The sequence below is a fragment of the uncultured Georgenia sp. genome, from assembly GCF_937958535.1.
Taxonomy (GTDB): domain Bacteria; phylum Actinomycetota; class Actinomycetes; order Actinomycetales; family Actinomycetaceae; genus Oceanitalea.
In genome coordinates this window covers 1-20,532 of the sequence record NZ_CALGNQ010000045.1, presented here as the reverse complement: position 1 = coordinate 20,532, position 20,532 = coordinate 1, and the positions used below count along the sequence as shown (strand labels likewise).

Annotated in this window: 19 protein-coding genes; all 19 read right to left on the bottom strand. The window is 73.6% G+C overall.

The window, feature by feature from the left end; all coding sequences use genetic code 11:
• A partial coding sequence (pyk, locus tag Q0195_RS02830; protein WP_299274238.1) for a pyruvate kinase occupies window positions 1-835 on the bottom strand: 835 nt, incomplete at its 3' end.
• A gap of 66 nt (window positions 836-901) precedes the next feature.
• A complete protein-coding gene (locus Q0195_RS02825; protein ID WP_299274235.1) occupies window positions 902-2,398 on the bottom strand; it encodes a glutamate synthase subunit beta in 1,497 nt (498 codons plus the stop codon).
• A complete protein-coding gene (gltB, locus tag Q0195_RS02820) occupies window positions 2,391-6,962 on the bottom strand; it encodes a glutamate synthase large subunit (RefSeq protein WP_299274233.1) in 4,572 nt (1,523 codons plus the stop codon). The genes Q0195_RS02825 and gltB overlap by 8 nt, the downstream gene beginning before the upstream one ends.
• Window positions 6,963-7,191: 229 nt before the next feature.
• The gene (gene nusB, locus Q0195_RS02815; RefSeq protein ID WP_299274230.1) at window positions 7,192-7,623 is read right to left on the bottom strand and encodes a transcription antitermination factor NusB; all 432 of its coding nucleotides are present in this window, start codon (window positions 7,621-7,623) and stop codon (window positions 7,192-7,194) included.
• Window positions 7,623-8,186: an elongation factor P gene (gene efp / locus Q0195_RS02810; RefSeq protein WP_299274227.1), complete on the bottom strand. Its 564-nt coding sequence runs from the start codon at window positions 8,184-8,186 to the stop codon at window positions 7,623-7,625. The genes nusB and efp overlap by 1 nt, the downstream gene beginning before the upstream one ends.
• 35 nt (window positions 8,187-8,221) lie before the next feature.
• Window positions 8,222-8,593, bottom strand: coding sequence for a hypothetical protein (locus Q0195_RS02805; protein WP_299274225.1), 372 nt, complete (start codon window positions 8,591-8,593; stop codon window positions 8,222-8,224).
• Window positions 8,590-9,201 carry a hypothetical protein gene (locus Q0195_RS02800; RefSeq protein ID WP_299274222.1) on the bottom strand — a complete coding sequence of 204 codons (612 nt, stop codon included), beginning with the start codon at window positions 9,199-9,201 and terminating at the stop codon, window positions 8,590-8,592. The genes Q0195_RS02805 and Q0195_RS02800 overlap by 4 nt, the downstream gene beginning before the upstream one ends.
• Before the next feature lie 78 nt (window positions 9,202-9,279).
• Window positions 9,280-10,356, bottom strand: coding sequence for a 3-dehydroquinate synthase (aroB, locus tag Q0195_RS02795; protein ID WP_299274220.1), 1,077 nt, complete (start codon window positions 10,354-10,356; stop codon window positions 9,280-9,282).
• Entirely contained in the window at window positions 10,353-10,898 is a 546-nt protein-coding gene (locus Q0195_RS02790; protein ID WP_299274218.1) for a shikimate kinase, read from the bottom strand. Before Q0195_RS02790 ends, aroB begins: the two co-directional genes overlap by 4 nt.
• On the bottom strand, window positions 10,895-12,106 hold the full coding sequence (gene aroC, locus Q0195_RS02785) for a chorismate synthase (protein WP_299274216.1): 1,212 nt from the start codon (window positions 12,104-12,106) through the stop codon (window positions 10,895-10,897). Before aroC ends, Q0195_RS02790 begins: the two co-directional genes overlap by 4 nt.
• Before the next feature lie 70 nt (window positions 12,107-12,176).
• Window positions 12,177-12,758 carry a prepilin peptidase gene (locus Q0195_RS02780; RefSeq protein WP_299274213.1) on the bottom strand — a complete coding sequence of 194 codons (582 nt, stop codon included), beginning with the start codon at window positions 12,756-12,758 and terminating at the stop codon, window positions 12,177-12,179.
• Window positions 12,748-13,620 carry a shikimate dehydrogenase gene (locus Q0195_RS02775; protein ID WP_299274241.1) on the bottom strand — a complete coding sequence of 291 codons (873 nt, stop codon included), beginning with the start codon at window positions 13,618-13,620 and terminating at the stop codon, window positions 12,748-12,750. The genes Q0195_RS02780 and Q0195_RS02775 overlap by 11 nt, the downstream gene beginning before the upstream one ends.
• 65 nt (window positions 13,621-13,685) lie before the next feature.
• The gene (mltG, locus tag Q0195_RS02770; RefSeq protein ID WP_299274210.1) at window positions 13,686-14,855 is read right to left on the bottom strand and encodes an endolytic transglycosylase MltG; all 1,170 of its coding nucleotides are present in this window, start codon (window positions 14,853-14,855) and stop codon (window positions 13,686-13,688) included.
• Entirely contained in the window at window positions 14,852-15,346 is a 495-nt protein-coding gene (gene ruvX / locus Q0195_RS02765; protein ID WP_299274208.1) for a Holliday junction resolvase RuvX, read from the bottom strand. Before ruvX ends, mltG begins: the two co-directional genes overlap by 4 nt.
• Window positions 15,343-18,036, bottom strand: a complete 2,694-nt coding sequence (gene alaS / locus Q0195_RS02760; RefSeq protein WP_299274205.1) for an alanine--tRNA ligase — start codon at window positions 18,034-18,036, stop codon at window positions 15,343-15,345. Before alaS ends, ruvX begins: the two co-directional genes overlap by 4 nt.
• Before the next feature lie 38 nt (window positions 18,037-18,074).
• The gene (locus Q0195_RS02755; RefSeq protein WP_299274203.1) at window positions 18,075-18,311 is read right to left on the bottom strand and encodes a hypothetical protein; all 237 of its coding nucleotides are present in this window, start codon (window positions 18,309-18,311) and stop codon (window positions 18,075-18,077) included.
• Window positions 18,311-18,658 carry a DUF948 domain-containing protein gene (locus tag Q0195_RS02750; protein WP_299274200.1) on the bottom strand — a complete coding sequence of 116 codons (348 nt, stop codon included), beginning with the start codon at window positions 18,656-18,658 and terminating at the stop codon, window positions 18,311-18,313. The genes Q0195_RS02755 and Q0195_RS02750 overlap by 1 nt, the downstream gene beginning before the upstream one ends.
• A gap of 113 nt (window positions 18,659-18,771) precedes the next feature.
• Window positions 18,772-19,404 carry a 30S ribosomal protein S4 gene (gene rpsD / locus Q0195_RS02745; RefSeq protein ID WP_299274198.1) on the bottom strand — a complete coding sequence of 211 codons (633 nt, stop codon included), beginning with the start codon at window positions 19,402-19,404 and terminating at the stop codon, window positions 18,772-18,774.
• Between the two features lie 162 nt (window positions 19,405-19,566).
• The coding region (locus Q0195_RS02740) for a replication-associated recombination protein A (RefSeq protein WP_299274195.1) at window positions 19,567-20,532 on the bottom strand (966 nt) is incomplete at its 5' end.

Below are 20,532 nucleotides of genomic sequence, written 5' to 3'. Positions count from 1 at the left end.
CGAGCACCTGGGTGGCGACGATGACCGGCTTGGCGTTGCGGCGGGCGAGCTCGACCGCGCGCTTCTGGACCAGCGGCACCTCCTCGAGGGGCAGCTCGACGCCGAGGTCGCCGCGGGCGACCATGATGCCGTCGAAGGCGCCGACGATCTCGACGAGGTTGTCCACCGCCTGCGGCTTCTCGATCTTGGCGATGACGGGAAGGCGGCGGCCCTCCTCGTCCATGATCGCGTGGACGTCCTCGATGTCGGCGGCCGACCGGACGAAGGACAGCGCGATGACGTCGGCCCCGAGCCGGATCGCCCAGCGCAGATCCTCCTTGTCCTTCTCCGACAGCGCGGGGACGCTGACCGCCACCCCCGGCAGGTTGAGGCCCTTGTTGTTGGAGACCGGACCGGGCACCTCGACCCGGGTGACCACCCGCGGGCCGGAGACCTCGATGATCCGCACGGCCACGCGGCCGTCGTCGATGAGGATCCGGTCGCCGGGCTTGCAGTCGCCGGGCAGGCCCGCGTACGTGGTCGACGCGATCTCCGCGGTGCCCGGGACGTCCTCGGTGGTGATGGTGAACGTCTGCCCCTCGGTGAGCTGGACCTCGCCCTCGACGAAGCGGCCCAGCCGGATCTTGGGACCCTGGAGATCGACGAGCACCGCCACCGCGCGACCCGAGGCCTGGGCGGCGGCGCGGACCCGGTGGTAGACGGCCTCGTGCTCGGCGGCAGACCCGTGGCTCCGGTTGATCCGGGCCACGTCCATACCGGCGTCCACGAGCGCTTGGATCTGGTCGGCGGACTCGGTGGCCGGACCGATGGTGCACACGATCTTCGCTCTACGCATGGGTGTCAGCCTAGCGTCCGGACCCGGGCGCACGACCGGGACGTCGGACCCGTGGACAGCATGTCGCTACCGGCCCACGGGGGTGATGTCGGCGCCGATCGGAGCGCTCGACCCCGTGACGGGGACCGGCAGACCCGAGTCGCCGCCCAGGAACTCGTCCACCGCGGCCGCGCACGCCCGGCCCTCGGCGATCGCCCAGACGATGAGCGACTGCCCGCGGGCGGCGTCCCCGGCGACGAACACGCCGGGGACGGAGGTGGCGAACGTCTCGTCGTGGACGATGCGCCCGCGCGCGTCGACTTCCACCCCGAGCTGGCCGACGACGCCGTCCCGCGGCACCCCCTCGAAGCCGATGGCGATGAGCACGAGCTGGGCGGGCAGGACGCGTTCCGTTCCGGGGATCGGGGTGACGCTGCGGTCCGGGTGGCGTACGACCTCCACGACCCGCACGTGGCTCACCCGGCCCGGACCGGTCGACCCGTCGGAGAGGAGCTCGAGGGTGCCGGTGCCGAAGACGCGCTCACCGCCCTCCTCGTGGGAGGTCGACACGGTGAAGACCCGGGGGTCCATCGGCCACGGCTCGTCCGGGGTCCGCTCCTCGCTGCGGCGGACGTTGATGTCCACCTGCGTGACGGAGCGGGCGCCCTGCCGCCTGGCCGTGCCGAAGCAGTCGGAGCCGGTGTCGCCGCCGCCGATGATGACGACGTCCTTCCCGGTCGCCACGACCTGGTCGGGGAGCTCCTCCCCGGCGACGGCGCGGTTGGACTGGACGAGGTAGTCCATGGCGAAGTGGACACCGTCCAGCTCCCGGCCCGGGACGGGGACGTCGCGCGGCACCGTGGCGCCCAGGGCGAGCACGACGGCGTCGTACCGCTCGCGCAGCTCCTCGCCGGTGACGTCGGTGCCGACGTCGACGCCGGTGCGGAAGACCGTGCCCTCGGCCTCCATCTGCGCCACCCGCCGGGTGACCTGGTGCTTCTCCATCTTGAAGTCGGGGATGCCGTAGGTGAGCAAGCCGCCGATGCGGTCGTCGCGCTCGAGCACCGCGACGGTGTGCCCCGCACGGCTCAGCTGTTGTGCGGCGGCCAGGCCGGCGGGACCGGAGCCGACGACGGCCACCGTCCGCCCGGTCTGCCGGTCGGGGACCTGCGGGGTGACGAGCCCCAGGTCCCACGCGGTGTCCGCGATGGACTGCTCGATGTGCTTGATGGTCACCGCGGGCTGGTTGATACCCAGCACGCAGGCGCTCTCGCAGGGCGCGGGACACAGCCGTCCGGTCCACTCCGGGAAGTTGTTCGTGGCGTGGAGCCGGCCGATCGCCGCGTCCCAGTCCCCCCGCCGGGTGAGCTCGTTCCACTCCGGGATGAGGTTGCCCAGCGGACACCCGGCGTGGCAGAACGGCACGCCGCAGTCCATGCAGCGGCCGGCCTGCCGGGTGAGGGCGGCGGCGTCGGCCTGGCGGCGCTCGTAGACCTCGTGGAAGTCGAGGATGCGGACCGGCACCGGACGGCGGGCCGGCAGCTCCCGCTCGCGGTACTTGAGGAAGCCGGTGGGGTCAGCCATTGGACACCTCCAGGATGGTGTTCCACACGTCCGGGGAGCCGACGTCCAGCCCCTCCTGGGCCGCATCGGCGAGGGCGGCGGAGACGGCCGCGAAACGGCGGGGCAGGACCTTGACGAAGCGGGCGCAGGCGGCGTCCGGGTCGGCGAGCAGCCCGGCGGCAACGGCCGACCCGGTGTGCTCGTGGTGGCGGTGCAGCAGGTCGAGGACGATGGAGCGGTCCTCGGCGTCGAGCGCGACGACGAGGAGCTCGCCGTCGGCCAGCGCCGGGGCGTTGACCCTCCGCTCGTCGAGGTCCAGGACGTAGGCGGTGCCGCCGGACATCCCGGCGCCGAGGTTGCGGCCGGTGGGCCCGGCGATGAGGACGGTGCCGCCGGTCATGTACTCCAGGGCGTGGTCGCCCACCCCCTCGACGACGGCGGTGGCCCCGGAGTTGCGCACGCAGAAGCGCTCCCCGACCCGCCCGGAGAGGAAGAGCTCACCCGAGGTTGCGCCATAGCCGATGACGTTCCCCGCGACCGTGTTCTCGGCGGCGGTGAGCCGGGACTCCAGCTCGGGCCGGATGACGATCCTCCCGCCGCTGAGCGACTTGCCCACGTAGTCGTTGGCGTCGCCGAGGAGGCGCAGCGTGATGCCCGGAGGCAGGACCGCGCCGAAGGACTGGCCGGCGGTGCCGCGCAGGGTGATGTCGATCGTGCCGTCCGGCAGGCCGGCGGCCCCGTAGCGGCGGGTGACCTCGTGGCCGAGGCGGGTGCCGACGGTGCGGTGGACGTTGCGCACGGGCAGGTCGATGCGGACCGGCTCGCCGTCCTCCAGCGCGGGGCGGGCCCGCTCGAGGAGGGTGACGTCCAGGCTCCGGTCCAGGCCGTGGTCCTGGGCGCGCACGCAGCGCCGTGCGGTGCCGGGGGCGGGGTCCACGGCCGCGAGGATCGGGGACAGGTCGAGGCCGGCGGCCTTCCAGTGCCCCACCGCGGCGGCCGTGTCGAGCAGGTCGACCCGGCCCACCGCCTCGTCGATGGACCGCAGCCCGAGCGACGCGAGCAGCTCGCGCACCTCCTGGGCGATGAACTCGAAGAAGGCGACGACGTGCTCCGCCCGGCCGGTGTAGCGGGCACGGAGCTCGGGGTTCTGCGTGGCGATGCCGACCGGGCAGGTGTCGAGGTGGCAGACCCGCATCATGACGCAGCCGGCGACGACGAGCGGGGCGGTGGCGAAGCCGAACTCCTCCGCACCGAGCAGCGCCGCGACGACGACGTCCCGCCCGGTCTTCAGCTGCCCGTCGGTCTGCACGACGATCCGGTCGCGCAGCCCGTTGAGCAGCAGGGTCTGCTGCGTCTCGGCCAGCCCGAGCTCCCACGGCCCGCCGGCGTGCTTGAGCGAGGTGAGCGGGCTGGCGCCCGTCCCGCCGTCGTGCCCGGAGACGAGGACGACGTCGGCGTGCGCCTTGGCCACGCCCGCCGCCACGGTCCCGATGCCGACCTCGCTGACGAGCTTGACGTGGATACGGGCCCGCGGGTTGGCGTTCTTCAGGTCGTGGATGAGCTGGGCGAGGTCCTCGATGGAGTAGATGTCGTGGTGCGGCGGCGGGGAGATGAGCCCGACGCCGGGGGTGGAGTGCCGGGTGCCGGCGATCCACGGGTAGACCTTGGGGCCGGGCAGCTGGCCGCCCTCCCCCGGCTTGGCGCCCTGCGCGATCTTGATCTGGATGTCGTCGGCGTTGGTGAGGTACTCGGCGGTGACGCCGAACCGCCCGGAGGCGACCTGCTTGACCGCCGAGCGACGGCGCGGGTCGTGCAGCCGGTCGGGGTCCTCACCGCCCTCGCCGGTGTTGGACTTCGCGCCGAGCATGTTCATCGCGATCGCGAGCGTCTCGTGTGCCTCGGCGGAGATCGACCCGTAGGACATCGCACCCGTGGAGAAGCGCTTGACGATCTCGCTGACCGGCTCGACCTCCTCGACCGGGATCGGGTGGTCCTGCCGCAGCCGGAACAGGCCGCGCAGCGTCATGAGGCGCTCGGACTGCTCGTCCACCCGGCGGGTGTAGTCGCGGAAGATGTCCATGCGGCGGCTGCGGGTGGCGTGCTGCAGCCGGAAGACGGTCTCCGGGTCGAAGAGGTGCGGCTCGCCCTCGCGGCGCCACTGGTACTCCCCGCCCACGGGCAGGCTGCGGTGCGCCGGGGAGATGCCCGACGGCGGGTAGGCGGTGGCGTGCCGGGCGGCCACCTCGGCGGCGAGCACGTCGAGGCCCACGCCGTCGAGCGGGGCGGGGGTGCCGGTGAAGTACCGGTCGACGAGCTCACGGGACAGCCCGAGCGACTCGAACACCTGGGCGCCGCGGTAGGAGGCCACCGTGGAGATGCCCATCTTGCTCATCACCTTGAGCACGCCCTTGCCGAGCGCGCGGATGACGTTGCGCACCGCCTCCTCGGGGGTGACGCCGGTGACGGCGCCGGCGTGGACGAGCTCCTCGGCGCTCTCCATGGCGAGGTAGGGGTTGACGGCGGCCGCACCGTACCCGATGAGGAGGGCGACGTGGTGGACCTCGCGGACGTCCCCGGCCTCGACGAGGAGGCTGATCTTGGTGCGGGCGCGCCGGCGCAGCGTGTGGTGGTGGACGGCCGCGGTGAGGAGCAGCGAGGGGATCGGCGCCAGGGTGGCGGTGGAGTGGCGGTCGGACAGGACGATGAAGCTCACCCCGTTCTCGATCGCGGCGTCCACCTCGGCGAAGATCTCCTCCAGCCGCTGTTCGAGTGCGGCACCCCCGCCGGCGACCGGGTAGAGCCCGGAGATGACGACGGAGCGCAGCCCGCCCCCGGCCCGGGCCGACCCGATGTGGACGATCTTGGCGAGCTGGTCGTTGTCGATCGTCGGGAAGGGCAGGACGAGCTTGCGCACGTGCTCGGGGATCTCGGCAAGGAGGTTGGGCTCGGGGCCGATCGCGCCGCCGAGCGAGGTCACCAGCTCCTCGCGGATCGCGTCCAGCGGCGGGTTGGTCACCTGGGCGAACTGCTGGGTGAAGTAGTCGAAGAGCAGTCGGGGACGGCTGGAGAGCACCGCCACCGGGGTGTCGGTGCCCATCGACCCCAGGGCCTCCACACCGGTCTGGGCCATCGGCGCCAGGACGATGCGCAGCTCCTCCTCGGTGTAGCCGAACACCTGCTGGCGGCGCACCACCGAGGAGCGGGAGTGGCGCACGTGCTCCCGCTCGGGCAGGTCGGCGAGATGGAGGGTGTGCTCGGCGAGCCAGTCGGCGTAGGGCTGCGCGGCGGCGAGCTCGGCCTTGAGCTCGTCGTCGTCGACGATGGTGCCGGCCGCGGTGTCGACGAGGAACATGCGGCCCGGCTCGAGGCGCCCCTTGCGGGTGACGGTCGCCGGGTCGAGGTCGAGCACCCCGGACTCGGAGGCGAGGACGACCAGGCCGTCGGTGGTGACCCAGTAGCGGGCGGGGCGCAGGCCGTTGCGGTCCAGGACGGCCCCGACGAGTGTGCCGTCGGTGAACGCCATGGCGGCCGGCCCGTCCCAGGGCTCCATGATCGCGCCGTGGTACTCGTAGAACGCCCGGCGGGCGGGGTCCATGTCGGGGTGGTTCTGCCACGCCTCCGGGATCATCATGAGGACGGCGTGGGGCAGGGAGCGTCCGGCGAGGTGGAGCAGCTCGAGCACCTCGTCGAAGGAGGCGGAGTCGCTGGCGTCCGGTGGGCAGATGGGCAGCAGCGGCTCGAGGTCGCCGAGCAGCTCGGAGGAGGCCACGCCCTCGCGGGCCGCCATCCAGTTGCGGTTCCCGCGGACGGTGTTGATCTCCCCGTTGTGGGCGACGAGCCGGAAGGGCTGGGCCAGCGGCCACGACGGGAAGGTGTTGGTGGAGAAGCGGGAGTGGACGAGCGCCAGGGTGCTCACCAGCCGGGGGTCGGTGAGGTCGGGGAAGAACGGGGCGAGCTGGGCGGTGGTGAGCATGCCCTTGTACACCAGGGTGCGGGCGGAGAGGGAGGCGAAGTACACCCCGACCTCGTGCTCGGCGCGCTTGCGCAGCCGGTAGGCGAGCCGGTCGAGCGCGATCCCGTGCCGGGTGCCGGCCGCGTCGGCGACGAGGAGCTGCCGCAGGGCGGGCATGGCCGCCCGGGCGGTGGGGCCGACGACCAGCGGGTCGACCGGCACCTCGCGCCAGCCCAGGACGTGCAGCCCCTCCTCGGCCGCGATCCGCTCGACGGCGGCGACCGCGGTCGCCCGTTCGGCGGAGGCGCCCTGGCCGCCGGGGAGCATCGCCATCCCGACGGCGTAGTGGCCCGGCTCCGGCAGGGAGAAGGGGAGCACGGCACGGAGGAACGCGTCGGGGACCTGGAGGAGGATGCCGGCACCGTCGCCGGTGTCCTCCTCCGCGCCGACGGCGCCGCGGTGGGCCAGGTTGGCCAGCGCGGTGAGGCCCGCGTCGACGATGTCGCGGCCCGGAGTACCGCGCAGGGTGGCGACGAACGCCACCCCGCAGGCGTCGTGCTCGTAGGCAGGGTCGTAGAGCCCCTGCCGTGGCGGCGCTCCGGACTGCGGTGGGCTCCCGTGGATCGGCCCCATCAGGTTGTCCTTTCGTCTTCACCTGTTCTTTACCAGCGGTGGGGCGCCGTTGACCCGGTGGGCGGGAACATTACTCCCCGGTGACCCCCTGGTGAAGACGAAAGCCCCCGATCGGGGGCAGGTGTCTTGAATTCTGGACGCGGCGGACGGGTCAGGCGTGGCCGCGGTCGTCCGGCTGCAGGGACGACGAGGGGCGGCACCCGCCTGGGTGCCGCCCCGTGGCAGGAGGTCAGTCCCGTCCGCCCGCCTCGAGCTCGAGGATGCGGCCGAGCAGGCCGTTGACGAAGCGCGGCGACTCGTCGGTCGAGAGCTTGGTGGCCAGCGCCACCGCCTCGTCCACGGCGACGGGGCCCGGCACGTCGTCGTTGTACATGAGCTCCCACACCCCCAGCCGCAGGATGGCGCGGTCCACCGCGGGCATCCGCGGCAGCGTCCAGTCCTGGGCGTAGGTGGTGATGAGCTCGTCGATCTCGGCGGCGTGGTCGGCGACCCCCTCGACGATCTCGACGGCGTACTGCGGCAGGGCCGTCTGGGCCGTGGTGCGCTCCAGCCGCTCGGCGAGCAGCTCGCGCAGCTCGACGTCCAGCCCCGCCAGTGCGCGCTGGTCGGCCTCGTACAGGACGGAGACCGCGCGTTCGCGTGCCTTGCTCCGTGCGCCCATCAGTCGTTCGCGCGGCCGAGGTACTCCCCGGTGCGGGTGTCCACCTTGACCTTCGTCCCCGTCTCGAGGAAGAGCGGCACCTGGATCTCGTACCCGGTCTCCACCGTGGCGGGCTTCGTGCCGGCCGAGGAGCGGTCGCCCTGCAGACCGGGCTCGGTGTAGGTGATCTCCAGGACGACCGACGCCGGCAGCTCGATGTAGAGGACCTGGCCCTCGTGCATGGCGACGGTGGCGTTCTGGCCCTCGAGGAGGAAGTTGGCCGCGTCCCCGACGACGTCCCCACCCACGGTGAGCTGGTCGTAGGTGCTCGTGTCCATGAACACGTAGTCGGCGCCGTCCTGGTAGAGGTACTGCATCTCCCGGCGGTCCACGGTGGCCGTCTCGACCTTGACACCGGCGTTGAAGGTCTTGTCCACGATCTTGCCGGACAGCACGTTCTTCAGCTTGGTCCGCACGAAGGCGGGGCCCTTGCCGGGCTTGACGTGGAGGAACTCGACGACGGACCAGAGCTGCCCGTCGATGACGAGCACCATGCCGTTCTTCAGGTCGTTCGTGGTTGCCACTGAGAAGTCCTTGCGTGTCGGGGAATGAGCGCCAGTCAGCCTAACGCGTGCAGCGCCCAGACACCCAGCAGGGCACACCCGCCCGCCCACGTGTAGGAGATGAGCGTACCGATGATGAACCGCTCCGCGGCGGGGCTGCGCCGGTCGGGGTGGCTCTCCCGCAGCTCGGGGTAGCGCCCCAGCCCCTTGACGGCCAGCACGACGGCGATCCCCTCCGGGAAACCGGCCAGGACGGCGCCGGTGATCGCGGCCCGCTCGAGCATGCCGATCCACGCGCCGCCACGGAGCACGCCGTTCCCCGGTGGCTCGGACTCCACCCGGCGCAGCACGAGGACCGTGACCACCCGCCCCAGGAGCACCGAGAGCGCCAGCGCCCCCGCCACGACACCGACCGCTGCCCAGGTCATCCTGCCTCCGCCTCCCGCAGCAGCCGCGCCGCGAGGGGGTGCAGCCGCTGCTCCTCGTGCCACAGCGCCGTGTCGAGCCGCTGGCTCACCGCCTGGGCGGTGATCCCCAGCCGCTCGGCGGCCTCCCGCTGGGTGGCGACCTCGGCCATGAGGTCGACCACCTCCCAGCCGGCGGCGGTGCGCCGCCGCACGACCGCGGCGAGCAGCTGGAGCAGCGCCTCGGCCTGGTCGGCGGCGTCCGCGTCGGCCCCTGCGACGGCGAGCGGGACGCTCCCCGTCCGGCCGCGCGCCCGTTCGACCGCGGTGCGGGCCAGCACGAAGGCCTCCCCCGCGCTCGCCGGGGCGGTCTCGGCCAGCGGCTCGTGCACCGGCCCGGCGCCGATCCCCACGCTCCAGCCGCCGAGACGCTGGAGGAGCAGGGCGAGCCCGACGACGGCCCGGGCGTCGGCGAGCACGCCCTGGACCTCGTCCCCCACCGTGCGCTGCAGGGGCAGCACGAACGGGTCGACGTCCTGCCCGCTCCGCCATGCCGCGACGGCGTCGAGCAGGGCCGGCACGGCGTCACCGCGGCTCCGGCTGCCCTTCTGGTCCACCGTCACGACGAACATTGCTCAAGCCTAACGCCTTGATCCACGACCATCAAGGCCCCACCCTTGCCGCACGCCGTCGGATTCGTCGGCGCGCGCTCAGGCGATGGCCGCGTAGGCCTGCTCCAGCAGGCCGGGCGCGGGGCCCTCGAGTCGGCCGGGGCGGCCGATGCCGTCGAGGACCACGAAGCGCAGCGTGGCGCCGCGGGTCTTCTTGTCCCGGCCCATGGCCTGGAGCAGCTGCGGCCAGCGGTCCTGGCGGTACGTCACCGGCAGCCCGAGCGCGGTGAGCACCGCGCGGTGGCGCTCCACGTCGTCGTCCCCGAGGCGACCCGCGGCGCGGGCGAGCTCGGCGGCGAAGACCATCCCCACCGAGACGGCGTGCCCGTGCTTCCAGCGGAAGTCCTCGCACAGCTCGATCGCGTGCCCCAGGGTGTGGCCGTAGTTGAGGAACTCCCGGCGCCCTGCCTCCCGCAGGTCGGCGGACACCACCTCGGCCTTGACGGCGACGGCGCGGCGGACCAGCTCGGTGACCACCGGTGAGCCGGGGTCGCGCGCGGCCGCTCCCCCGTCGGCCTCGACGAGCTCGAGGATGCGCCCGTCGGCGATGAACCCGCACTTCACCACCTCGGCCAGGCCGGCGGCGTGGTCGTCCGGCGGGAGGGTGGCCAGGGTGTCGAGGTCGCACACCACGGCGCGCGGGGAGTGGAAGGCACCGACGAGGTTCTTCCCCTCGGGCGTGTTGATCGCGGTCTTGCCCCCGACCGCGGCGTCGACCATGCCGAGCAGGGTGGTGGGGATCTGGACGACGGCCACCCCGCGCAGCCAGGAGGCGGCGACGAACCCGGCGAGGTCGGTGACGGCTCCGCCGCCGAGGCCGACGACGAGGTCCTGACGGGTGAACGCGGCCCGCCCGAGCCGGGACCACAGGTCGGTGAGGACGGCGGCGGTCTTCGCCTCCTCCCCGTCGGGGACCTCGGCGAGGAGGACCTCGTGCCCGGCGTCGGCCAGCGCGGTGCGGAGCCGGGCGGCCCGCTCCGCCAGCGGCCGTTGGTGCACGAGCAGCACCCGCCGCGGCTCGCTGCCCACCGCGGTGGTGACCTCCGCCTCCAGCCCGCGTCCGATGAGCACCTCGTAGTCGTGCTCGGCCCGGACCGGGACCCGGGCCGCGATCATGCCGTCACCTTCGGGCGCAGCTCGCCCCGCTCGAGGGCCTCGGCGATGAGGGTGGCGAGCCTGGGCACCGGCTCGGAGTCGGTGTTCACCACGAGCCCGGCGACCTCCTCGTACAGCGGCCGACGGGCGTCGAGCAGCGCCTTCCAGCGTCGGCGGGGGCTCTCGACGAGGAGCGGGCGCGCGCCGGAGAGGCCGACGCGCGGCAGCGCCTTGGCCATCGAGACCTCGAGGTAGACGACCGGCACGCGAAGGAGGGTCTGGCGGGTCTGCGGGTCCTCGACGGCACCACCGCCCAGGGCGACGACGCCGTCGTGCTCCGCCAGGGCGCGCCCGACGGCGTCCCGCTCGAGGCGGCGGAAGTAGGGCTCCCCGTCCTCGATGAAGATGTCGCTGATCGAGCGGCCCTCGGTGCGCTCGACGTCCTCGTCGGTGTCGCGCAGCTCGAGGCCGAGCGTGCGGGCGAGCTCGTGGCCGACGGTGGTCTTGCCGGCACCGGGTGGCCCGACCAGGACCACCCGGGCACGCAGCGCGGCGGCGCTCATCGCATGGCCTCGGGAACCGCGGCGAGGTAGGCGGCAAGGTTGCGGGCGCACTCGGCGACCGAGTCGCCCCCGGTCTTCTCCAGCAGCGCGTCGGCGAGGACGAGCGCGACCATCGCCTCGGCCACGACGGCGCCCGGGGCCACGGCGCAGACGTCGGAGCGCTGGTGGATCGCGGTCGCGGCCTCACCGGTGGTGACGTCGATGGTCTGCAGCGCCCGCGGCACGGTGGAGATCGGCTTGAACGCGGCGCGCACCCGGAGCACCTCACCGTTGCTCATACCGCCCTCGACACCGCCGGCGCGGTTGGTCACCCGGCGCAGGCCGTCGGTGTCGCGGACGATCTCGTCGTGCGCGACGGAGCCACGGCGCCGGGCGGTGCGGAAACCGTCACCGATCTCCACGCCCTTGACCGCCTGGATGCCCATGACGGCGCCGGCGAGCCGGGCGTCGAGCTTGCGGTCGCCGTGGACGAAGGTGCCCAGGCCCGGGGGCATGCCGTAGGCGAGCACCTCGACGACCCCGCCGAGGGTGTCGCCGTCCTTCCGGCAGGCGTCGATCTCGGCCACCATCGCCGCCGACGTCTCGGGGTGGAAGCAGCGGATGGGGTCGGCGTCGAGGCCGGCGACGTCCTCCGGCCCGGGGGCCGGGGCGTCGTCGGGCACCTCGACCGGGCCGACCGCGACGACGTGGGAGACCAGCCGCACCCCGGCGACCTGCTCGAGGACGGCGGCGGCGACGGCGCCGAGGGCGACACGGGTGGCGGTCTCCCGGGCGCTGGCCCGCTCGAGCACCGGGCGGGCGTCGTCCAGCGCGTACTTCGTCATCCCGACGAGGTCGGCGTGTCCCGGGCGGGGCCGGGTGAGCGGCTTGTTGCGGGCCAGCTCGCGGTGGTCACCGGTGCCGGCGTCCACCTCGAGCAGGCTGGGGTCGACCGGGTCGGGGGACATGACGGTCTGCCACTTGGGCCACTCGGTGTTGCCGATCTCGACGGCGACCGGCCCACCCATGGTGCGACCGTGCCGGACCCCCCCGAGGAGCCGGACCTCGTCCTGCTCGAACTTCATCCGGGCGCCGCGGCCGTGGCCGAGGCGCCGCCGGGCGAGCACGGCGCGGATGTCGTCGGTGGTGATCTCCACCCCGGCCGGTACGCCCTCGAGAACCCCGACGAGGGCCTCGCCGTGCGACTCCCCTGCTGTCAACCAACGCATGCCTGGCATCCTGCCACGGCGTGCCCACCTCACCGCAGGCGCGTCCAGCAGGCGGGTGGCACCGCGCCGGTCACAGCCCGAGCACCGGCCCGACGCGCACGGTGAGGACGCCGGCGAGTGCGGCGCCGAGGAGCAGCCAGGGCCCGAAGGCGATCGCGGTCGAGCGGGACGCCCGGCCGGTGAGCACGAGCAGCAGCCCGACGACCCCGCCGGCGACGAAGCCGAGGAGCGTGCCGGTGACCACCGCGTCCCAGCCGAGCCAGCCCAGCCAGGCGCCGAGCAGCGCCCCGAGCTTGACGTCCCCCATGCCCAGCCCGGTGGGCCGCAGCAGCGCCAGCGCGAGGTACCCGGCCCCGCACACCAGCGCGGCCACCCCGGCACGGGCGAGGTCGGCCCAGGCACCGGTCACCAGGGCGGCGCAGGTGAGGAGCAGGGTGAGTGCGACGGCGGTGGGTGCCAGCACCGCGTTGGGCAGCCGATGGTCGGCGAGGTCCTCCACGGCGAGGACCACACCGACGACGGCGAGCAGCACCGCGGCGGGCAGGTCCGTGCGCCACCCGTGGAGCACGACGGTCGCGAGGGCGGCCGCGACGCACAGGGCTGCGACGACCGCCGGGCGCCGCCACCACTGGAGGGTCTGCTCAGCGGCCACGGACCGCGAGCGACTCGGTGAGCGCGGCTCGCATCGCGTCGACCGGGGCCGGGTGCCCGGTCATCAGGCGTACCTGCTCGACGGCCTGGTGCAGGAGCATCGCCCACCCGGGCGCCACGGCGCCCCCACCGGCGGCGAAGCCCGCAGCGAGGCGGCTGGGCCACGGGTCGTACGCGACGTCGAGGAGCACCCGGCCGGTGGTGCGGCCTGCGGCGCGGGCGGCGAGGTGGTCCCCGAGCTCGTCCGCGGCGTGCGCGGGCAGGGTGGAGACGGTGACGCCCGCCGTGCACGCGGCGTCGGCGGCCTGCTCGACCGAGGTCCACCGGCGGACCGTGGGGTGCACCCCCATCCGGTGCGCGGCGCGCAGCAGGGCGCCCGCCCGGGCGGGATTGCGCACCAGCACGAGTGCGTCGGTGACACCGAGCTCGGCGAGAGCGGCGAGCGTCGAGGCGGCGGTGGCGCCGCCGCCGAGGACGACCGCGCCGTCCGGTCGCCAGTCCTCCTGCCCGACCGCCTCCCGCAGCGCGGCGACGATCCCGTGGACGTCGGTGTTGGCGCCGACGAGCAACCCGGCGCCGGGCTGGACGATGACGGTGTTGACCGCCCCGACGACCTCGGCCAGCGGCTCGACGACGTCGACGAGCTCCAGGGCGACGTGCTTGAGCGGCATCGTCAGGGACAGCCCGCCCCACTCGGCGTCGAGCGCGGCGACGACCCCCGCCAGCTCCGGCTCGTCGACCTCCGCCCGGCCGTACACCCAGTCCAGGCCGAGGGCGGCGTAGGCCGCCCGGTGGAGCACCGGGGACAGCGAGTGCGCGATGGGTCTGCCGAGCACCGCCGCCCGGCGGGCGCCGTCGGGCAGGGTGCCCGCGGGATGTTCGTCGTAGGTGGGCAGCACGGCGCCGCCCCGGACCTCGCCGGTCACGCTCAGCCCTCGTCGGTGTCGTCGGTCGGGTTGTCGGCCAGCCACTGGCGGAAGAGCTCCTGATTGGCCAGGTGCTCCTGGTAGTCCGCGGTGAAGCGGGTCTCGCCGGTGTCGAGGTCGACGGTGACGAAGTAGCACCAGTCGCCCTCGGGCGGGTCGAGCACGGCCTCGATCGCCGCGACGCCGGGGGCACCGATCGGGGTGGGCGGCAGGCCGGGGTGGATGCGCGTGTTGTACGGGTTGTCGGCGTTGTCGAGCTCGGAGCGCTCAGGGACCCCGCCGGAGCGTCCCACGCCGTAGTTGATGGTGGAGTCCATCCCGATGAGGCCGTCGCCGCTGCAGTTCTGCAGCCGGTTCTCCAGCACCCGGGCGACCTTGCCGCGGTCCTCGTCGCGGTTGACCTCGTGCTCGATGATCGAGGCGCGCGTGAGCACCTCGTGCTGGTCCTCCGGCGGGACGCCGAGGGACTCCAGGGTGCTCTTCGTCTGCTCGACCATGGCCCGGAGGATCTCGGTGGCGTCGGCGTCGGGCTCGAGGATGTACGTGGTCGCGGCGAACCAGCCCTCGGGGTTCTCCGCCGCGTGCTCGGGCAGGCCGATGGCCTCGCGGTCCTGAGCCGCCGCCTCGACCTCCTCGACGGGGATCTGGGCGACGCTGGCGATGCGCTCGAAGATCTGCGACGCTCGCCACCCCTCGGGCACGGTGATGCGCAGCTCGGACTTGTTGGCCGGGTTGAGGAGCGCGCCGACGGCGTCGGTGGCGCGCATCTCGCGGAGCAGCTCGTAGGTGCCGGGCTGGATCTGCGCGGCGTCGGGGTTGGCGTTGAACGCCTGGACGAACGCCTCCCGGGAGGCCACCACCCCGGCCTCGACCAGGGTGTCGGCCATCGCGGTGCCGGTGGCGCCCTGCTCGATGGTCACCGACACGCTGCCGCTGCCGGGCCCGGGGAAGTCCTGGACCTCGCGGTCGCCGCGGCCCTCGAGCAGTGGTCGGATGACGACGAAGCCGCCCACGCCGAGGCCGACGACGAGGACCAGGCTCAGCGCGACGGCGATGATGGTGCGCCGCCGGCGACGACGGCGCCGCTGGGCGCGCTCCCGGCGGTCTCGGCGCCGCTGGAACTCGGATCGCGGCTCGTCGGCCAGCAGCGTCTGGTCGAACAGGTCGCTCACGACTCCGCCTCCCTTCGCTGGTCGACGAGCTCCCCCGCCGGGTGACCGGTCCGGCGCTCCTGGTCCAGGGCCGACTGCAGGATCATCACGGCAGCGACCTGGTCGACCACCGCCCGGTGGCGTCGACCGGGACGACCTGACCGGTGCAGCGCCTGGTGGGCGCTGACCGTGGTGAGCCGCTCGTCGACCAGCCGGACGGGCACGGGGGCACACACCCGTGCAAGGTCACGAGCGTACTCCCGCACGAGGGATGCGGCACGCCCTTCGGCACCGGAGAGCTGCCGGGGCAGCCCGACGACGATCCCGACGGCCGCCACCTCACGGGCGACCTCGGCGATGCGGTGCAGCTGGGCGGCCCGGTCCCCGCCCACCGTCTCCACCGGTGTGGCGAGCAGGCCGTCGACGTCGCTGCGGGCGAGGCCCACCCGGACCGCGCCGACGTCGACACCGAGCCGCACCCCGCGCCGGGTGGCCGGTTCCGGGTCCGTCATCGAGCAACCACACCCCGGACGTCGGCGACAAGGTCCTCCAGCGCGGCCGGCACCGCGGCGGCGTCCGTCCCGCCGCCCTGAGCGACGTCGTCCTTGCCGCCCCCGCCACCGCCGAGGCGGCCGGCGGCGGTGCGGGCGAGCTGTCCGGCACGCAGCCCGAGCTCCCGGGCGGCGGCGTTGGTGGCGACGACGACGGCGGGCCGTCCGTTGCTCGTGCCCGCGACGGCGACGACGGCGGGGCGCGCCTCGCCGAGGCGGCCGCGGACGTCGAGGGCCAGGGTGCGCAGGTCGTCCCCGCCGGACACCGCACCGGCGTCGTGCGCGACGACGAGGGTGCCGTCGACGTCCTGGGCGGTGTCGGCGACCTTCCCGGCGGCGGCGAGCAGCTCGCGGCGGCGCAGCGCCGCCAGCTCCTTCTCCGCCGCCTTGAGCCGCGACATGAGGTTGGACACCCGCTCGGGCAGGTCCTCGGGGCGTCCGCCGAGCAGGCTCGTCACCTGGCTGACCAGAGCGCGCTCCTTGGCCTGGTGGCTGTAGGCGCCGGTGCCGACGAGGGCGTCGACGCGGCGCACGCCCGACCCGATGGACGACTCCCCGAGCAGGGTGACCCGCCCGATGTGGCCGGTGCTCGGGACGTGGGTGCCCCCGCACAGCTCCTTGGACCAGTCCCCGCCGATCGACACCACCCGCACCCGCGAGCCGTACTTCTGGCCGAACAGCGCCATCGCGCCGGAGGCGAGCGCGTCGTCGAGGTCCATGACCTCGTCGGTGACCTCGAGGTTCTCCACGAGCTGGGTGTTGACCCGCTCCTCGATCTCCCCGAGCACGCTGACGGGCACCTGGGAGCCGTGCCGGAAGTCGAAGCGCAGCCGCGAGGGCGCGTTCTCCGAGCCGGCCTGGGTGGCCTGCTCCCCCAGCGACTCGTGCAGCGCCTTGTGCACCATGTGGGTGGCGCTGTGCGCCTGGGCGATGGCGCGCCGACGATCGGTGTCGATCATCGCCACGGCGGCCTCGTCGACCGTCGCGGTGCCCTCGACGAGGCGACCGCGGTGCACGGTCAGCCCGGTGATCGGCGCCTGGACGTCGTCGACCTCGATGATGCCGCCGTCCTGGAGGCGGATGGTGCCGTGGTCGGGCTGCTGGCCGCCGGCCTCCGCGTAGAACGGCGTGCGGTCGAGCACGACCTCGACGTTCGCCGGAGCGGTGGCGGTCGGGACGGGCCGGTCGTCGACGAGCAGGCCGACCACCCGCGACTCGGTCGTCGTGTCGGTGTAGCCGAGGAAGAGGGTGTTGCCGCCGAGCTGGGCCTGCAGGTCGCGGTAGAGCGCGGGGTCGACGTGCCCGGCCTTCTTCGCCAGCGCGTCGGCGCGGGCACGCTCGCGCTGCTCCGCCATGAGGTCGCGGAAGCCCTGCTCGTCGACGCTCACCCCCTGCTCCGCGGCCATCTCCAGGGTGAGGTCGATGGGGAAGCCGTAGGTGTCGTGCAGCGCGAAGGCGTCCTCGCCGGACAGCTTCGGCCGGCCACCGCCGGCGGCCTCCTTCGCCTTGCGGACGGCGGTGTCGAGGATGGTCGTCCCGGAGGTCAGGGTGCGGCGGAAGGCCTCCTCCTCGCCGTAGGCGACCTCGCTGATGACCCCGAAGTCGCGCTCGAGCTCAGGGTAGGAGGGCGCCATGGCGTCCTTGACGACCGGCAGGAGGTGCGGCAGCACCGGCTCGTCCACGCCGAGCAGGCGCACCGAGCGCACCGCGCGGCGGATGAGGCGGCGCAGCACGTACCCGCGACCGTCGTTGCCGGGGCGCACGCCGTCGCCGATGAGCATGAGGGAGGAGCGCACGTGGTCGGCGATGATCCGCATCCGCACGTCGTCCTCGGTGCCGGTGCCGTAGCGCCGCCCGGTCAGCTCCTGGGTGGTGGTGATGAGCGGGAACACCTCGTCGATCTCGTAGATGTTCTCCTTGCCCTGGAGCAGGAAGGCCAGCCGCTCGAGGCCCGCGCCGGTGTCGATGCTCTTCTTCTCCAGCTCGCGCAGCAGCGGGTAGTCCTTGCCGCTGCCCTCGCCGCGCAGGTACTGGTCGAAGACGAGGTTCCAGATCTCCAGGTAGCGGTCACCGCCCGGGTCGACGGTGCCGCCGACGGCGTCCGGGCCGTACTGAGGGCCGCGGTCGTAGTGGAACTCGGCACACGGCCCGGCGGGGCCCGGCTGACCGGTGTCCCAGAAGATCTCCTCCCGGGTCAGGCGGACGATCTGGCGCTCGTCGACCCCCACCCGCTTGAGGGCGTCGAAGGCCTCGGCGTCCTGCTCCCAGATGGTGACCCAGAGGCGGTCGCCGTCCAGCCCGTAACCGCCCTCGTCCTGGGAGGTGGTGAGGAGGTCCCAGGCGTAGGTGATCGCCCCCTCCTTGAAGTAGTCCCCGAAGGAGAAGTTCCCGCACATCTGGAAGAACGTGCCGTGACGGGTGGTGTGGCCGACCTCGTCGATGTCGTTCGTGCGCAGGCACTTCTGCACCGAGGCCACCCGCGGCCACGGCGCCTCCTGGGTCCCGACGATGTAGGGGATGAACGGCACCATGCCGGCGATGGTGAAGAGGATCGACGGGTCCGGTGACACGAGCGGGACGCTCGGGGCGATGTGGTGGTCGTGCTTGGCGAAGTAGTCCAGCCAGCGGGTGCGGATCTCGGCGGTACGCAATGGGACCTCAGGGTGGGAAGGGACGAAGGGAGGGCAGGTCAGGAGTGCTCGGGGCGGCGTCGCTCGGCGGCGGCCGCGACGTCGGCGTCGTCCGGGAGCAGGCGTTCACGCAGCTCTGCCTCGCGGGCGGCGTAGTCGGCGCGGAAGGCGGCGACCCGCTCCCGCAGCTCGGCGGCGACGGACTCCACCCCGGCGCTGAGCCGGTGCCGCACCGCGGGGGTGGCGAGCACGACGACGACCAGGACGGTCGCCCCGACGACGACGGTCCGGCGCATCAGGACCCCCGGCGGAAGAAGCGGCGCACGGCGTAGGAGAACGCGGCGACCTTGATGATCGGGCCGCCGACGGTGGCCGAGACCAGGGTGGTGAGCGCCGAGACGTTCTGCGAGACCTCGGCGGCCGCCGTCGTCACGGTGTCGACCTTCTCGATCTGCGCGTTGCTCGCGGCGATCGTCGCCGCGGCCTCGTCGACGACCGGCACCGTGTGGGCGGTGAGCTCACGGACGGAGTCGGTGGCGGCGTCCAGCACCCTGCCGAGCTTGAGCAGGGGGACGGCGAGGAAGGCCACGAGGACGAGGAACGCGACGGCGGCCACGATCCCGGCGATGTCGCCGATGTTCATGTGCAGGCTCCTTGGGCTGGCGAGTGCGCTTCCGGAAGGCTACCCGGAGATGGGCGCGCCCCGGGACCGGCGTGGCCGGTGCCCGGGGCGCGGACGGCTCTCGTCCGGCTCGGTCAGCGCGAGTAGTACTCGACGACGAGCTGCACGTCGCAGGTGACGGGGACCTCGTCACGCTTGGGGCGGCGCACCAGCTCGGCGCGGAGCTTCTCCAGCTGGACGTCGAGGTAGGCCGGGACGTCCGGCAGGACGTCGCGGTGGGCGCCGGCCGCGGCGATCTGGAAGGGGACCATGGTCTGGCTCTTCGGCTTGACCTGGATGACCTGTCCCGGCTTGACCCGGAAGGACGGACGGTCGACGAGCTTGCCGTCGACGAGGATGTGCCGGTGCACGACGGCCTGGCGGGCCTGGGCGATGGTGCGGGCGAAGCCGGCCCGCAGGACCAGGGCGTCCAGGCGCATCTCGAGCAGTTCGACGAGCGACTCACCGGTCAGGCCGGACTCCTTGCGGGCCTCCTCGAAGACGCGCTGGAGCTGGACCTCGCGCAGCCCGTACTGGGCCCGCAGCCGCTGCTTCTCCTTGAGCCGCACGGCGTAGTCGGACTCTTGGCGGCGGCGGGCGCGACCGTGCTCACCGGGGCCGTAGGGACGCTTCTCGAAGTGCTTGACCGCCTTGGGGGTCAGCGCGATGCCGAGGGCGCGGGACAGGCGCACCTGGCGGCGCGACCGTGCCTGGTTGTTCTTGCTCACGTGTTGGTTCTTCCTGTCGTTGTGACGTCACGCGGGCGGGAGGGTCCTCCCGGCGCGCGGGGCCGACCATCGAAGGCTGAGACCCCAGGGTGTGCCCGCAGGCAACCGGAAGATCCTACCAGGCCCCGCCCCTTCCCCACACCGCCACCGACGGGTGCCGCCTCAGCGGCCGCCGAGGATGTCCCGGATGCGGGCGAGGCGGGTGGCGATGTCACGCTCCAGGCCGCGCGGCTGCGGCTCGTAGTAGCGGCGCCCGACGAGCTCGTCGGGCAGGTACTGCTGGGCCGCCACGGCGTGCGGCTCGTCGTGGGCGTAGACGTACTCGGTGCCGTGGCCCAGCCTCTTCGCCCCGGCGTAGTGGGTGTCGCGCAGGTGGAGCGGCACCGGGCCGGCCTTCCCGGCCTTGACGTCGGCGATCGCCTCCCCGATGGCCCGGTAGGAGGCGTTGGACTTCGGTGCCGTGGCGACGTGCACCACCGCCTGCGCGAGGACGAGCCCACCCTCGGGCATCCCGATGAGGGCGACCGCCTGGGCGGCCGCGACGGCTGTCTGCAGCGCCGTCGGGTCGGCCATGCCGACCTCCTCGGCGGCGGCGATGACGATGCGCCGGGCGATGAACCGGGGGTCCTCCCCCGCGACGATCATCCGAGCGAGGTAGTGGAGCGCGGCGTCGACGTCCGAGCCGCGCATCGACTTGATGAAGGCGCTGGTGACGTCGTAGTGCTGGTCGCCGGCGCGGTCGTACCGGACGGCGGCGACGTCGATCGCCCGCTCCATCGTCGCGAGGTCGATGCGGCGCTCCTCGGCGGCTGCTGCGGCGCCCGCTGCGGCCTCGAGGATGGTCAGCGCCTTGCGGGCGTCGGCGCCGGCGAGCCGGACGAGGTGGTCCAGGGCGTCGTCGTCGAGCTCGAACCGGCCGTCCAGGCCGCGCTCGTCGCACAGCGCGCGGGCCACCAGCTCGCGGATGTCCTCCTCCTCCAGCGGCTCGAGGGTGAGGAGCAGCGAGCGGGACAGCAGCGGTGAGATCACCGAGAAGCTGGGGTTCTCCGTCGTCGCCGCGACGAGCGTGACCCAGCCGTTCTCCACCGAGGGCAGCAGCGCGTCCTGCTGGGTCTTGGAGAAGCGGTG